At 71.3% G+C, this 14,968-nt stretch carries 9 protein-coding genes and 1 pseudogene; 8 read left to right on the top strand and 2 right to left on the bottom strand.

All coding sequences use genetic code 11. The features are described from left to right. Window positions 1–7: 7 nt before the first annotated feature. The 4 genes and pseudogenes from ACGFW5_RS12380 (at window position 8) to ACGFW5_RS12365 (ending at window position 4,971) form a co-directional block, all read left to right on the top strand. Window positions 8–1,198 (top strand): acyl-CoA dehydrogenase family protein, encoded by a 1,191-nt coding sequence (locus ACGFW5_RS12380; protein ID WP_393834132.1) that lies wholly within the window; start codon window positions 8–10, stop codon window positions 1,196–1,198. Between the two features lie 35 nt (window positions 1,199–1,233). Next, window positions 1,234–2,127: an oxygenase MpaB family protein gene (locus tag ACGFW5_RS12375; RefSeq protein WP_393834131.1), complete on the top strand. Its 894-nt coding sequence runs from the start codon at window positions 1,234–1,236 to the stop codon at window positions 2,125–2,127. 18 nt (window positions 2,128–2,145) lie between these two features. Then, window positions 2,146–3,365, top strand: a pseudogene (locus ACGFW5_RS12370) (protein kinase); the annotation flags it as partial. A 40-nt stretch (window positions 3,366–3,405) separates the two neighbouring features. Next, window positions 3,406–4,971, top strand: coding sequence for a phytoene desaturase family protein (locus ACGFW5_RS12365; RefSeq protein ID WP_393834130.1), 1,566 nt, complete (start codon window positions 3,406–3,408; stop codon window positions 4,969–4,971). Window positions 4,972–5,041: 70 nt separating this feature from the next. Here ACGFW5_RS12365 and ACGFW5_RS12360 read toward each other — a convergent pair whose 3' ends face one another. After that, on the bottom strand, window positions 5,042–6,874 hold the full coding sequence (locus tag ACGFW5_RS12360; protein ID WP_393834129.1) for a serine hydrolase: 1,833 nt from the start codon (window positions 6,872–6,874) through the stop codon (window positions 5,042–5,044). A gap of 1,192 nt (window positions 6,875–8,066) precedes the next feature. Here ACGFW5_RS12360 and ACGFW5_RS12355 point away from each other — a divergent pair. The 4 genes from ACGFW5_RS12355 (at window position 8,067) to ACGFW5_RS12340 (ending at window position 13,479) form a co-directional block, all read left to right on the top strand. After that, on the top strand, window positions 8,067–9,176 hold the full coding sequence (locus ACGFW5_RS12355) for a nitronate monooxygenase (protein ID WP_393834128.1): 1,110 nt from the start codon (window positions 8,067–8,069) through the stop codon (window positions 9,174–9,176). After that, entirely contained in the window at window positions 9,173–10,723 is a 1,551-nt protein-coding gene (locus ACGFW5_RS12350) for an acyl-CoA synthetase (RefSeq protein ID WP_393834127.1), read from the top strand. The genes ACGFW5_RS12355 and ACGFW5_RS12350 overlap by 4 nt, the downstream gene beginning before the upstream one ends. A gap of 114 nt (window positions 10,724–10,837) precedes the next feature. Then, a complete protein-coding gene (locus ACGFW5_RS12345; RefSeq protein ID WP_393834126.1) occupies window positions 10,838–11,701 on the top strand; it encodes an RNA polymerase sigma-70 factor in 864 nt (287 codons plus the stop codon). A 287-nt stretch (window positions 11,702–11,988) separates the two neighbouring features. After that, window positions 11,989–13,479, top strand: coding sequence for a fatty acyl-CoA synthetase (locus ACGFW5_RS12340; protein ID WP_393834125.1), 1,491 nt, complete (start codon window positions 11,989–11,991; stop codon window positions 13,477–13,479). A 68-nt stretch (window positions 13,480–13,547) separates the two neighbouring features. Here the strand turns inward: ACGFW5_RS12340 and paaK are convergent, their stop codons facing one another. Continuing rightward, on the bottom strand, window positions 13,548–14,840 hold the full coding sequence (paaK, locus tag ACGFW5_RS12335; protein ID WP_393834124.1) for a phenylacetate--CoA ligase PaaK: 1,293 nt from the start codon (window positions 14,838–14,840) through the stop codon (window positions 13,548–13,550). Between the last annotated feature and the right edge of the window lie 128 nt (window positions 14,841–14,968).

The following is a 14,968-nucleotide window of genomic DNA, read 5'->3' as shown; positions in this document are numbered from 1 at the left end:
AGGGGCCGTGCACCTCGAATACACGCCTGAGCAGCAGCAGTTGCGCACCGAGCTGCGGACCTACTTCGCCGGGCTCGTCCCGGACAACGTCCACGCCCGGTACGCCGACCCGGCGGCGCAGAAGCGGTTCTACCGCGAGACCGTACGCAGACTCGGCGCGGACGGTTGGCTGGGGGTCGGGTGGCCGGAGGAGTACGGCGGCCGCGGCCTGTCCGCGATGGAGCAGTTCATCTTCTTCGACGAGGCGGCACAGGCCGGGGTCCCGCTGCCGCTGATGGCGCTGAACACCGTGGGCCCCACGATCATGCGGTTCGGCACGGACGAGCAGAAGGCGTACTTCCTGCCGAAGATCCTCTCCGGCGAGATCGACTTCGCCATCGGATACAGCGAACCCGACGCCGGGACCGACCTCGCCGCGCTCAAGACCCGCGCGGTGCGCGAGGGCGACGAGACCACCGGCACCTACACCGTGAACGGGCAGAAGATCTGGACCACCAACGGCGACACCGCCGACTGGGTCTGGCTCGCCGTACGCACGGACCCCGAGGCCCCCGCGCACAAGGGCATCACCATGCTCCTGGTGCCGACCTCCGACCCCGGCTACAGCTGCACCGTCATCAACACGCTCGCCTCGCACGACACGACCGCCAGCTACTACGAGAACATCCGGGTACCGGCCACGCGCCGGGTCGGCGAGGAGAACAAGGGCTGGCGGCTGATCACCAACCAGCTCAACCACGAACGGGTCACCCTGGCCGCGCACGGCACCATGGCGATCCGGGCCCTGCACGACGTCCAGCGCTGGGCGGCCGACACCAAACTGGCCGACGGCCGTCGTGTCATCGACCTCGGCTGGGTCCGCAGGAACCTCGCCCGCACCCACACCCGCCTTGAGGCGATGAAGCTGCTCAACTGGCAGATGGTCAACGCCGTCCAGGAGGACACCCTCACCCCCCAGGACGCCTCCGCCGTCAAGGTGTACGGGTCCGAGGCGCGCCGGGACGCCTATGCCTCGCTGATGGAGGTCGTGGCGGCCGCGGGGCCCATGAAGGAGACCTCGGCCGGTGCGGTGCTGCACGGCGAACTCGAACGCGGCTACCGGTCCGCGGTGATCTTCACCTTCGGCGGCGGCAACAACGAGATCCAGCGCGAAATCATCGCCTGGATCGGTCTGGGGATGCCGAGGGTCCGCCGATAGCCTGGCACCCAGGGCACACCCATCGGAGGTGGCGGATGACGCACGACCTCGACCCGGGCCATTTCGGCCCCGAATCGGTCACCTGGCAGGTGCACAGTGACCCCATGATGTGGATCGCGGGCATCAGGGCGCTGTACTTCCAGGCGCTCCACCCGCGCGCCGTGCGCGGCGTCATGCAGAACTCCGACTTCCGCAAGGACGCGTGGGGCCGGCTCATGCGGACCGCCGACTTCGTGGGCACGCTCACCTACGGCACCAAGGAGGCGGCCGACCGGGCGGGCGCCCGGGTCCGGCGCATCCACGCCCAGCTCAAGGCGGACGATCCGCGCACGGGCGAACGGTTCGGGATCGACGACCCCGAGCTGCTGACGTGGGTGCACTGCGCCGAGATCGACAGCTACCTCACGGTGGTCCGGCGCTCGGGGTTGTGGCTGAGCGATGCCCAGGCCGACCGTTACGTCGCCGAACACCGCGTGGACGCACGCCTGGTGGGCCTGGACGAGAGCCGCGTGCCGGGGAGTGTCGCGGAGCTCGCCGCCTACTTCGACTCCGTACGGCCGCAGCTCGCGGCCACCGACGACGCGAGGGCCGTGGACGACTTCCTGCGGCGGCCTCCCACGCCCGCCCTCCTGGTCCCCGCGCGCGCACTGGTGTGGCGGCGCGTGGCCGGCCTCGCCTACGCCTCACTGCCCCCGTACGCGCACGAGCTCTACGGCCGCCCCGCGCCCGCCGAGCGCACCGTGAACCGCAGGCTGACCCGCACGGGAACGGCACTGCGCGTCATCCCCGCGACGGTGCGATGGCAGCTCCCGCCACGGCACATCCTGCGCGCGGTCGCCAGGCTCGGCCCCGCCACGCGCCCCGCCCCGTACACACTGCGCAGACAGGCAGCCATACTGGAGGGGCCGAGGAGGGCGCATGGTCAGTGACGGGGGCGGCGGCACGAGATGGCGGACACCAGGCTGATCCACGGCCGCTACCGGCTGCTCGACGTGGTCGGGCGCGGCGGCATGGGCGAGGTGTGGCGGGCGCGGGACGAGTCGCTGGGCCGGCACGTGGCGGTCAAACTGCTCAAACCGCCGGCGCCCGGCCACGAGGCGTCGTTGACCCACGTCCTGCGGGAGCGCTTCCGGCGCGAGGCCCGGGTCGCCGCCGCGCTCCAGCACCGCGGCGTCACCGTCGTGCACGACTTCGGCGAGGACGAGAGCGGGCTCCATCTGGTCATGGAACTGCTCGAAGGGCGCGATCTGAGCCAGCTCCTGGAGGAGAACGACCGGCGCCCGCTGCCGGTGGCCGACGTCATGGACATCGCCGAACAGGTCGCGGCGGCCCTCGCCTACACGCATCGCCAGGGAATCGTGCACCGCGACCTGAAGCCGGCGAACATCATGCGGCTCGACGACGGCACCGTGAAGATCTGCGACTTCGGCATCGCCCGGCTCGGCGCCGACGCCGGTTTCACCAGCCGTCTCACCGGCACCGGAATCGCCATGGGCACCCCGAGCTACATGTCGCCCGAGCAGATCGGCGGCGTCGAGGTCGACCACCGCAGCGACCTCTACTCGCTGGGCTGCGTGCTGTACGAGATCTCCACCGGGGCGCCGCCGTTCGACCAGGACGACGCGTGGTCGGTGCTGGTCGGCCACCGGGACACCCCGCCCCGCCCGCTGCGCGAACACCGCGACGAACTCCCCGAGTTCTTCGAACGGGCCGTGCTCGGCCTGCTGGCCAAGGAGCCGGGTCAGCGCCCGGACGACGCGACGGAGCTGGGGCGCCAGCTGTCCGAGGGCCGGGCCTTCGGCCCCGCCGCGCCCGCGCCGGTGTTCGCGCGGCGCGCGCCCCGGCTTCCGTCCTGGACCGAAGGGATGACCACCGGCCTCAAGGCGACGCGCACCCACGCCACGGACACCCCGCCCGACCCCACCGCAGGCCTGACCGGCGAATGGACGAAGCCGCACGCGGGCCCGCGGGCCGGCTCGACGGGGGAGGGAGCGACGCCGCACGCGAGCCCGCGGACCGACTCGACCGGGGACGGGACGACGCCGCACGCGACCCCCCGCACCGGCTCGACCGGTGAAGGGGCGACGAGACGCTGACCGGGCGTCACAACGCCGCCGGGTGCCTCGGCCGGCCGGGCCGCCGGCTCGCGGCGCCGGAGGTGCGCCGGGACGGGTTCCCTGGCGGATCGTCCCGTGTTACCAAGGAGCATGACCGCACGCACCGCGTTCACCCGTGACCTGTACGACGTCGTCATCGTGGGAGGCGGCCACAACGGTCTGGTCGCCGCCGCGTACCTGGCCCGCGCCGGCCGGTCCGTCCTGGTCCTGGAACGGCTCGGCCACACCGGCGGCGCGGCCGTCTCCACCCGCCCCTTCGCGGGCGTGGACGCGCGGCTGTCGCGCTACTCCTATCTGGTGTCGCTGCTGCCGCAGAAGATCGTCGACGACCTGGGACTCGACTTCGCGGTCCGCAAGCGGACGGTGTCCTCGTACACGCCGACCCGGCGCGGCGGCCGCCCCCGCGGCCTCCTGGTCGGCGGCGGCCCGGACCGTACCGCCGCCTCGTTCCGTCAACTCACAGGATCCGACGCCGAGTTCACCGCGTGGCAGGCCTTCTACGACCTGACGCGCCGGGTCGCCGAGCGGGTCTTTCCCACCCTGACCGAGCCGCTGCCGACCGCGAGCGCGCTGCGCGAGCGGATCGCGGACGAGGCGGCCTGGCGGATGCTCTTCGAGGAGCCCATCGGCGTCGCCGTGGAGGAGCGCTTCGCCGACGACCTCGTGCGGGGCATCGTTCTGACCGACGCCCTGATCGGCACCTTCGCCGACGCCCACGATCCCTCGCTGGCCCAGAACCGCTGCTTCCTCTACCACGTGATCGGCCGGGGCAGCGGCGACTGGGACGTCCCGGTGGGCGGCATGGGCGCCCTCACCGACGCGCTTGCCGCCGCCGCGAGGGCGGCCGGAGCGGAGATCGTCACCGAACACGAGGTGAGCGCGATCCACACCGACGGCACGGAGGCCGAGGTCCATTACGTCACCCGGGAGACGCCCGGCACGGTCGCCGCCCGCCACGTCCTGGTGAACGCCTCGCCGAAGGCCCTGGCGGACCTGCTCGGCGACCCGGCGCCCGAGCCCGCCGAAGGCGCCCAGCTGAAAGTCAACATGCTGCTCAAGCGCCTGCCGCGGCTGCGCGACAGCGCGGTCGACCCCAGCGAGGCCTTCGCGGGAACCTTCCACATCGGCGAGGGGTACGGCGAACTGGCGACCGCGTACGCCCAGGCCGCGCGCGGAGAACTGCCCGCAGCCCCGCCGTCGGAGATCTACTGCCACTCGCTGAGCGACCCCTCCATCCTGGGACCCGACCTCGCGGCACGCGGCTACCAGACCCTCACCCTGTTCGGTCTGCACACCCCGGCCCGCCTGTTCGCCGACGACAACGACAAGGCGCGCGACCACCTGCTCGCCGCGACCCTCGCCCAGCTGGACGCCCACCTGGAGGAGCCGCTGGCCGGCTGCCTGGCCCTGGACGCACAGGGCCGCCCCTGCATCGAGGCGAAGACCCCGCTCGACCTGGAGCGCGACCTGGGACTGCCCGGCGGCAACATCTTCCACCGCGCCCTGTCCTTCCCCTACGGCGACGGATCGACGGGCCGCTGGGGCGTCGAGACGAGCCGCGCCAACGTACTGCTGTGCGGGGCGGGCGCCGTGCGGGGCGGAGGGGTCAGCGGCATCCCCGGCCACAACGCGGCCATGGCGGTACTCGGCCACTGAGCCGGGCCACTGACACGGGTGGGCCGGAGAGGGCAGCCCTCTTTCACTTCAACTTCCCCTCCGGACCAGGTCAGTCGGGTGATCGGGTCCAGCCCGATGCGATGATCCCGGCGGCGTCGACCGGCCGGTTTTCGTCGAACACCACCCGGTGCTCGTCGACCACCCGCAGTCCGTCGGCGTACACCCCGCGGCCGACGTACAGGGGTCCCGTCGTGTACCGCAGGCGCAGCCGCACCGGTCGGCCGTGCCACGCCGCGAGGTCCGCCGCCACCCGGTGCCAGACCCGGCCGGACCAGCCGGTCACCGACCCGGCAGGATGCTCGACGGGCCCCTGCCCCAGCCCCGGGTCCGTGGTTGTGAACGGGACGGGTCGCCAGGTGGCCCCCGCGTCCGCCGACGCCTCCAGGGCGACGACGCCCACGCCCGGTTCGGTGTCCCACCACAAGGCGCAGTCCAGCCGCGCCCCGCGCCTCCCGGCGGCCAGCTCGGGCAGCGTGAGCGTCGCGCTCGTCGCGCGTGCCATGCCCCCGAACCAGGATGTTCCGCCGTGCGCGGCGCGCACCGGGACGGCGCGTGCCAGGGCGTCGCCCGCGGCCACCCGTGGCGCGGACCCGGAGCGCCAACTGCGCGCCGGGTGCACGGAGTTGGCCAGCATGACGAGAAACGTGTCGGTGCTCGGATCGAGGACGATGCTGGTGCCCGTGAAGCCGGTGTGCCCCGCGCTGCGTGGCGTGGCGAGCGCGCCCATGTACCAGTGCTGGTAGAGCTCGAAGCCCAGGCCGTGTTCATGCCCCGGGAAGGCCGTGGTGAAGTTGGTGAAGAGCAGGTCAACGGACGCGGAACTCAGGATCCGGGCCCGGCCGTAGGCGCCGCCGTTGAGGAGCGTACGGGCGAGGACGGCGAGGTCCCAGGCGCAGGAGAAGACCCCCGCGTGGCCGGCGACTCCGCCCAGGCAGTACGCGTTCTCGTCGTGGACCTCGCCCCACACCAGGCCCCGGTCGAGCCCGGACCACGGCCTGCGGGCGTCCTCGGTGGCGGCGATCACCGGCTTCCAGGAGGCGGGCGGGTTGTACCGGGTGCGGTCCATGCCGAGCGGAGCGGTGATCTCGTCGTGGAGCAGTGCGTCCAATGGTCGCCCGGTGATCTGCTCAAGGACCAGGTGGAGGGAGATCAGGTTCAGATCGGAATAGCGGTAGACGCTGCCGGGCGGGCTCGCCGGTTCCTCGTTCCAGATGAGCTTCAGCTTCTCCTCATGGGTCGGCGCCCCGTACAGCGGGATCCAGGCCCGGAACCCCGAGGTGTGGGTGAGCAACTGCCGCACCGTGACGCCCTGTTTGCCCGCCGCCCGGAAGGCCGGCAGGTACTCGGCGACCCTGCGGTCGAGGCCCAGGGCGCCGCGCTCGATCTGCTGGACCGCCAGCAGCGAGGTGAACAGCTTGGAGAGCGAGGCGAGGTCGAACACCGTGTCCCGGGATGTCGCGATCCGACGCTCGGGCGGCAACGCGACGCCGGTGTCGCTCTTCTCGTCGTACGCCGCGTAGCGCACCGCGCTGCCGAGCGCACGGTGCAGCGCCACCGTGGAACCGCGCCCCGCGAGCAGCACGACGCCCGCGTACCAGGGGTGTGCGCGGAAGGGGTGCTCGGGGGCGGGATATTCGTGGGCGGGGCGTTCGGGGGCGGGGCGTTCGGGGGAGGGGCCGAGGAACGTCCGCGCCTCGTCGACCAGGCGGTCCATGTGCTCGGGCAGCAGTCCCGCCTGCTCGGCGGAGCCGCGCCGCAGGGTCCGCCCATGTTCCGTGGCCCCCGCCCCGGCCGGCAACGAGCTCACCACCAGCGCACCTCCAAGCCCCATGGCCGCCCCGGCGAGCCGTCGTCTGGCGAAGCCCCGTGCGTCCTCGGTCATATCGGCACCCGGCCCTTCCCGGCGGCGCGGCCGAGCCGCCCTCTGTGATCACTTCGAACAATGCTGGCACAGCGGGATGTTGCAAGGTGAGGAATGCCGCGCCTGGCTCTGTTCACCCGTAGCGACAGCAGTTCCTCACATGCGTAAGGGCACCCTGATCCACGGCCGGGCGACGTTCCCTTGCGCTCTGCGGCCAGGCGTTCTTCATCTGGGCGTTCTTCATCTGGGCGTTTGTCTGGTCATTTGCCTTCTGTAGAGGCGTTTCGCGTGGGTCGCGGCCGGAGCGCCTTGAGTCTGCGGGCGACAGACTGACCGGCTCCATCGACCACCCTGCCGGGAAGCCGGGGAGCCGGGGAGCAGCCGGCGGCTCGGAGCGAGGGAGTCGTCAGCTTTTGGCCCAGTGGGAGATCGTCGAGAAGGGAGCAAGCGAGGAATGGGGGCGGTATCTCAGGCTGCGTAACGTCGCCAATAACGAGTGCCTGACGCACGGGCCCCGCAACGGGGATTGGCGGCTGTCCACCAAGGGCTGCGATGGCGGTGAGTCCCAGATGTTCGTCTATGGGCCGCGCTATTCCGACGGTAAGGGCGGACTCGGCGAGCCGCTCCCCTGGTTGGCGACGAGTCCCAACGGCCGCTCCTCGTGGAACAATCCGGACTGCGTAAACGTCTACGAGCGACGGGGACCGATCAAAGCCGGTACCTGGCTCCGGAACAGTTCCTGCACACCGACGTATGAGGCGGATGCCGGGGACAACAACTTGGAGCTGACTCCCGTAGCGGCCTAGGGGGTGTCTGGTGGATCAGGGTCGGTCAGGGTGCGGCGCCTGGTGCGGTGCATCGCAAGGCGCCGGAACGTCGTGATAGCGGAGCTATCGGGGCGTTTCGGCAACGCCGCGAGGTGCCGTGCCAGGCGCCGCACCCCCGGCCATGATCCACCAGACACCCCCTAACTGCCCGGGTCACAACGAGTCTGCGGCAGAGGCCGGGCGCGGGGCTGACGTCTCCGTGCACCGGCTGCCCCACCCGTACATGACCTTGAAGGCGACGTGACGTGACCCGCACGACGGACGCGGCACGCATGATGCGACGCAGCACGCACGACGCGACACGCATAGCACGACGCGGCAAAGAAACTGACGCAGCATCAGAAAATCTCTTCCCTCGTCGCCCCCGCTACGGCATCCTGCGCCCCATGCAGACGGAGCTGAGCAACAAACTGGGAGTCGAGCACGCCGTCTTCGGCTTCACCCCGTTCCCGGCGGTGGCCGCGGCCATCACCCGGGCCGGCGGCTTCGGTGTGCTCGGCGCGGTCCGCTACACCGCGCCCGACGACCTCGCGCGCGACCTCGACTGGATGCAGGAACACACCGACGGGCTGCCCTACGGCCTCGACGTCGTGATGCCCGCCAAGAAGGTCGAAGGCGTCGGCGAGGCCGAGGTCGAAGCCATGATTCCCGAAGGGCACCGTCAGTTCGTGCGGGACACCCTCGCCCAACACGGCGTGCCCGAACTCGCCGAGGGTGAGGCGTCGGGCTGGCGCATCACCGGCTGGATGGAGCAGGTGGCACGCGACCAGCTCGATGTCGCCTTCGACTACCCGATCAAACTCCTTGCCAACGCGCTGGGTTCACCACCCGCCGACGTGGTACGGCGCGCACACGACCGGAGCGTGCTGGTCGCCGCGCTCGCCGGCAGCGCACGGCACGCCCGCCACCACGCCGAGGCAGGACTCGACATCGTCGTGGCCCAGGGGTATGAGGCCGGCGGTCACACCGGGGAGATCGCCACCATGGTGCTCGTCCCCGAAGTCGTCGACGCCGTCGGCCCGTTGCCGGTGCTCGCGGCCGGCGGCATCGGCAGCGGCGAGCAGATCGCCGCCGGTCTCGCGCTCGGCGCCCAGGGCGTCTGGCTCGGCTCACTCTGGCTCACCACCACCGAGGCCGACCTCCATTCGCGCGCCCTGACCCGCAAGCTCCTGGCCGCCGGCTCGGGCGACACCGTGCGCTCCCGCGCGCTCACCGGCAAACCCGCGCGCCAGCTGCGTACCGAGTGGACCGACGCCTGGGACGACCCGGCGGGGCCCGGCACCCTGCCCATGCCGCTCCAGGGGCTCCTCGTGGCCGAGGCCGTCTCGCGCATCCAGAAGTACGAGACCGAACCGCTGCTCGGCACACCCGTCGGCCAGATCGTGGGGAGGATGACCGCCGAACGCAGCGTCCAGGACACCTTCGACGACCTCACGCGCGGCTTCGAGCGCGCCGTGGACCGTATGAACCGCATCGCAGGGAGGGACGCCCGATGAACCAGCCGCCCAATGGTTTCTGGGCCCAGGCCGACGCCGAACCCGACCGCCGTGTCCTGATCGCCCCGGACGGCGAGGAGTGGAGCGCGGGCCGGCTGCACGCCGCCGTCAATCAGCTCGTCCACGGGCTGCGGGCCGCCGGTCTCGAACGCGGTGACGCCTTCGCCGTCGTGCTGCCCAACGGCGTCGAATTCTTCACGGCCTACCTCGCCGCGTCCCAGGCGGGGTTCTACCTCGTGCCGGTCAACCATCACCTGGTCGGGCCGGAGATCGCCTGGATCGTCGCGGACTCCGGCGCCAAGGTGCTCATCGCCCACGAGCGGTTCGCCGACGCGGCCACCAAGGCCGCCGACGAGGCGAAGCTGCCCGCCTCGCACCGCTACTGCGTCGGCGCGGTGCCCGGCTTCACTCCGTACGCCCAACTCCTGGACGGGCAACCGGAGTCGGCGCCCACCGACCGCACCCTGGGCTGGGTCATGAACTACACCTCCGGCACCACGGGGCGCCCGCGCGGCATCCGGCGCCCACTGCCCGGCAAGGCCCCGGAGGAGACCTACCTCGGCGGCTTCCTGGCCATCTTCGGCATCAAGCCGTTCGACGACAACGTCCACCTGGTGTGCTCACCGCTCTACCACACGGCCGTCCTCCAGTTCGCCGGAGCGTCGCTGCACATCGGGCACCGCATCGTCCTCATGGACAAGTGGACGCCCCAGGACATGCTGCGCCTCATCGACGAGCACGCCTGTACCCACACCCATATGGTGCCGACCCAGTTCCACCGGCTGCTCTCGCTGCCCGACGAGGTGAAGGCGCGGTACGACGTGTCCTCCCTGCGGCACGCCATCCACGGCGCCGCCCCCTGCCCCGACCACGTCAAACGCGCCATGATCGACTGGTGGGGGAGCTGCGTGGAGGAGTACTACGCGGCCAGCGAGGGCGGCGGCGCGTTCGCCACCGCCGAGGACTGGCTCAAGAAGCCCGGCACCGTCGGGAAGGCCTGGCCCATCAGCGAGTTGGCGGTCTTCGACGACGAGGGAAACCGGCTGCCCGCGGGCGAGCTCGGCACGGTCTATCTGAAGATGTCGACCGGCGGCTTCAGCTACCACAAGGACGAGAGCAAGACGAAGAAGAACCGCATCGGCGACTTCTTCACCGTCGGTGATCTCGGTTACCTCGACGAGGACGGCTATCTCTTCCTGCGCGACCGCAAGATCGACATGATCATTTCGGGCGGGGTCAACATTTACCCGGCCGAGATCGAGGCCGCACTCCTGGCCCACCCCGCCGTCGCCGACGCCGCCGCCTTCGGCATTCCGCACGCCGACTGGGGCGAGGAGGTCAAGGCCGTCGTCGAAGTGGCCGACGGCTTCGAGGCGGACGACGCCCTCGCCGCGGACATACTCGACCACTGCGGGGGCCGGCTGGCCGCGTACAAGCGCCCCAAGTCGGTCGACTTCATCGAGACGATGCCGCGCGACCCGAACGGCAAGCTCTACAAGCGGCGGCTGCGCGCGCCGTACTGGGAGGGCTTCGAGCGCGCGATGTGACACGGCGGACACGTCCCCGTCCCCACTGGCGTCGCGGGGCCGCGCCGAGATTGAATGATGTGGCAGCCGCCGGGGCACGAGGCGATGGGGCCGCACGGGGAGGTGGCACACGCCATGACGCAGCACACCGAGGAATTCGAGACCCACCGCCAGGTGCTGCTCGGGCTCGCCTACCGGCTGCTCGGCTCCGTGTGGGACGCCGAGGACGTCGTCCAGGACGCCTACCTGCGCTGGAGCCGGGTCGAGCGCGACGCGATCAGGGACCCCCGCGGTTTCCTCATCACCGTCACCTCCCGCCTCGCCATCGACCAGCTGCGCTCGGCGCGGGTGACCCGCGAGGCCTACGTCGGACCGTGGCTGCCCGAACCCGTCGCCACCGACACGCTCGGCCCGCTGGACACCGCCGAACTGCGCGACACCGTCTCCTACGCCACGGTCCACCTCATGGAACGGCTCTCCCCGCCGGAACGCGCCGTGTTCGTCCTGCGCGAGGCCTTCCAGCTCCCCTACGAGGAGATCGCGTCCATCATCGAGGCGAGCGTGGCCAACTGCCGCCAGATGTACAGCAGGGCAGGACGCCACCTGGCCGCCGGCCGCGACCGCTTCGCGCCGTCCGACGACGAGCACGCCAAGCTGCTCACGCGTTTCCTCGAAGCCGCGCAGGGCGGCGACCTCGGCGCGCTCACCGAACTGCTCGCCGAGGACGTCGTGGCGTGGAGCGACGGCGGGGGCAAGGTCAGCGCCGCGCGGCGCCCGGTCATCGGGCGTACGAAGGTGCTCGCCTTCCTCACCGGCCTGCTCAACCGGTACGAGGTGGAGGCCTTCGGCGTCGTCGACATCAACGGCGGCCCAGCTCTCGACATCACCGCCGGCGGGCAGCGCCAGATCGGCGTCCTCGCCTTCCGCGAGGGGCGGATCGAGACCATCTACACGGTGCGCAACCCGGACAAGCTCACTCATCTGCCCACCGAGGCGTAAATCGAGGCATACATCGAGGCGTAACTCGCCGCCGGGCGCGGGCTGTCCAGGAGGCTGGGTGCCCGGGACGGTCTGGGTGCCCATGGGGTCCGGCGGTGCAGAGGCTGGGTGCCCGCGACGGTCTGGGTGCCTACGGGGCCCGGCTGTCCAGGAGGCCCGGCTGTCCAGGGCGGCCGTCCCCGGCCGACGTCGGCACACCTGGCCGGGTCGGGAGCCGCGTCCCGCCGTCCGGCGGGTCGTGGCGCCCGCGCCTTGACCCCGGCGACCGCGCCACCCAGGATCCAGCCATGGACGAGGTACGCAGCAGCACCGTCGACGGCATCGTGCGCCGCAGCGCCCGCCGCACCCCCGACCGCACCGCCCTGCGGTACGCGGACCGCATCTGGAGCTATGCCGAACTGGACGCGGCCGTCTCCACCGCCGCCGCCTTCCTCACCGCCCAAGGCCTGACCAAGGGCGACCGGGTCGCCGCCTACGGGCACAACTCCGACGCGTACCTCATCGCATTCCTCGGCTGCGCCCGGGCCGGGCTCATCCATGTGCCCGTCAACCAGCACCTCACCGGCGGCGATCTGTCGTACATCCTGGAGCAGTCCGGCGCGGCTCTCGTCCTCGCCGACCCCGCGCTCGCGCAACAGGTGCCCGCCGGCCTGCCCGTGGTCGCGCTGCGCGACGGCGCGGGCTCGCTCCTCGCGGCGACGGCCGAGCCGGTCGCGTACGAGGGCCGGGGCGAGGCCGGTGACCTCGTTCAGCTGCTCTACACCTCCGGCACCACCGCCCTGCCCAAGGGCGCGATGATGACGCACCGCGCCCTCGTCCACGCGTATGTCTCCGCCATCACCGCGCTCGACCTGCGCGCCGGAGACCGGCCCGTGCACGCGCTGCCGCTCTACCACTCGGCGCAGACGCATGTCTTTCTGCTGCCCTATCTCGCGGTGGGCGCCGACAACACGCTCCTGGACGCGCCGGACCCGGGCAGGATCCTCGACCTGGTGGAGGCGGGCCTCGCCGACTCGTTCTTCGCGCCGCCCACCGTGTGGATCGCCCTCGCTGCCCACCCCGAGTTCACCCAGCGCGACCTCGGGGCTCTGCGCAAGGCGTACTACGGGGCCTCGGTCATGCCCGTGCCGGTCCTGGAGCGGCTGCGCGAGCGGCTGCCGGAACTCGGCTTCTACAACTGCTTCGGACAGAGCGAGATCGGACCGCTCGCCACCGTGCTGCGGCCCGAGGAGCACGAGGGCAGAATGGACTCGTGCGGGCGTCCGGTGCTGTTCGTCGAGGCGAAGGTCGTCGACGAGAGGGGCGAGCAGGTGCCCGACGGCACGGCGGGCGAAGTGGTCTACCGCTCACCGCAGTTGTGCGAGGGCTACTGGGACAAACCGGCCGAGACCGAAGAGGCTTTCCGCGACGGCTGGTTCCACTCCGGCGACCTCGCGGTGCGCGACCGCGAGGGCTGCTTCACCGTCGTGGACCGCGTGAAGGACGTCATCAACTCCGGTGGTGTGCTGATCGCCTCGCGCCAGGTGGAGGACGCGCTCTACACCCACCCGGCGGTCGCCGAGGCCGCCGTCGTCGGCCTGCCCGACGAGCGCTGGATCGAGGCGGTCACCGCCGTCGTCGTCCGCGCCGCGGAGGTGACGGAGGCTCAGCTCATCGAGCACGCCCGCGGCTCGCTCGCCGCGTTCAAGGCCCCCAAGCGGGTGCTGTTCGTGGACGAGCTGCCGCGCAACGCGAGCGGCAAGATCCTCAAGCGGGAACTGCGCGACCGGTTCGCCTGAAGTTCCGGCACGGTCAGGGCAGTTGGGCCCAGCTCCTGCGGAGGCCTGCGCCGAGGGCAGGCCCGGATTCACCTGCCCTTCTCGCGCAGGTCGACGATGCGTTTGAACTTGCCGACCGAACGCTCGATGGTCTCGGGGTCGACCACCTCCACGTCGACGGAGACACCGATCCCGTCCTTGACGGCCGCGACGATCGAGCGGGCGGCTGCGTCGCGCTGCTCGGGCGCCGTGTCCGCCCGCGCCTCCACCCGGACGGTCAGCGCGTCAAGGCGGCCCCGGCGGGTCAGCCGCAGCTGGAAGTGCGGGGCGAGCCCGGGCGTGCGCAGCACGATCTCCTCGACCTGGGTGGGGAAGAGATTGACGCCGCGCACAATGACCAGGTCGTCGCTGCGCCCGGTCACCTTCTCCATCCGCCTGAAGACCCGGGCGGTGCCGGGCAGTAGCCGCGTCAGGTCCCGTGACCGGTAGCGGATCACCGGCATCGCCTCCTTGGTGAGCGAGGTGAAGACGAGCTCACCGCGCTCCCCGTCCGGCAGCACATCCCCGGTGACCGGGTCCACCACCTCCGGATAGAAGTGGTCCTCCCAGATGTGCAGCCCGTCCTTGGTCTCCACGCACTCCTGTGCCACGCCCGGACCCATGACCTCCGACAGGCCGTAGATGTCGACCGCGTCGATCGCGAACCGCTCCTCGATCTCGCGCCGCATCTCCTCGGTCCACGGTTCCGCGCCGAAGATGCCAACCTTCAGCGAGGTCGTACGAGGGTCCACACCCTGGCGCTCGAACTCGTCGAGCAGCGTCAGCATGTACGAGGGCGTCACCATGATGATCGCGGGGCGGAAGTCCTGGATCAGCTGGACCTGGCGCGCCGTCATCCCTCCGGAGGCGGGAATCACCGTGCAGCCGAGCCGTTCGGCTCCGTAGTGCGCGCCGAGGCCGCCGGTGAACAGGCCGTATCCGTACGCCACATGGACCTTGTGGCCGGGCCGCCCGCCCGCCGCGCGGATCGAGCGGGCCACCACGTCCGCCCAGGTGTCCAGGTCCCGCTGGGTGTAGCCGACGACGGTGGGGCGGCCCGTCGTACCACTGGAGGCGTGGATCCTGCGGATGTCGGACTCCGGGACCGCGAACATGCCGAACGGATAGTGGTCGCGAAGATCGGATTTGGCGGTGAAGGGGAAGCGGGCCAGGTCGGCGAGCGAGACGCAGTCCTCGGGCCGGACCCCCGCCTTGTCGAAGGCCTCACGGTAGAACCCGACGTTGTCGTACGCATGGCGCAGTGAGGCGCGCAGCCGCTCCAGCTGTAGGGCTTCGAGCTCCGGCCGGCTCAGCCGCTCCGCCTCGTCCAGCAGGGGTGCCATGGGTGCGCTCCCGTCCTCGCCCCGCCCCGGAGGGCGACGAAATCGGACGACCGATCATTCGGTCGATCTGTGTCGGATCAGTAATTCAGCCACCCGAGGGGCACGTCAAGGCCTGTGGACAACCGGCG

This window comes from Streptomyces sp. NPDC048416, from assembly GCF_043200435.1.
Classification (GTDB): domain Bacteria; phylum Actinomycetota; class Actinomycetes; order Streptomycetales; family Streptomycetaceae; genus Streptomyces.
The sequence above is the reverse complement of the archived record's forward strand: the minus strand, read 5'-3'. Positions and strand labels throughout refer to the sequence as shown.

Bases quoted from the DNA above. Each gene is read 5' to 3' on its own strand.
- ACGFW5_RS12360 (WP_393834129.1), bottom strand. From the start codon at position 6,874: ATGACCGAGGACGCACGGGGCTTCGCCAGACGACGGCTCGCCGGGGCG.
- ACGFW5_RS12350 (WP_393834127.1), top strand. From the start codon at position 9,173: ATGAACCAGCCGCCCAATGGTTTCTGGGCCCAGGCCGACGCCGAACCC.
- ACGFW5_RS12365 (WP_393834130.1), top strand. From the start codon at position 3,406: ATGACCGCACGCACCGCGTTCACCCGTGACCTGTACGACGTCGTCATC.
- ACGFW5_RS12375 (WP_393834131.1), top strand. From the start codon at position 1,234: ATGACGCACGACCTCGACCCGGGCCATTTCGGCCCCGAATCGGTCACC.
- ACGFW5_RS12340 (WP_393834125.1), top strand. From the start codon at position 11,989: ATGGACGAGGTACGCAGCAGCACCGTCGACGGCATCGTGCGCCGCAGC.
- paaK (WP_393834124.1), bottom strand. From the start codon at position 14,840: ATGGCACCCCTGCTGGACGAGGCGGAGCGGCTGAGCCGGCCGGAGCTC.
- ACGFW5_RS12355 (WP_393834128.1), top strand. From the start codon at position 8,067: ATGCAGACGGAGCTGAGCAACAAACTGGGAGTCGAGCACGCCGTCTTC.
- ACGFW5_RS12345 (WP_393834126.1), top strand. From the start codon at position 10,838: ATGACGCAGCACACCGAGGAATTCGAGACCCACCGCCAGGTGCTGCTC.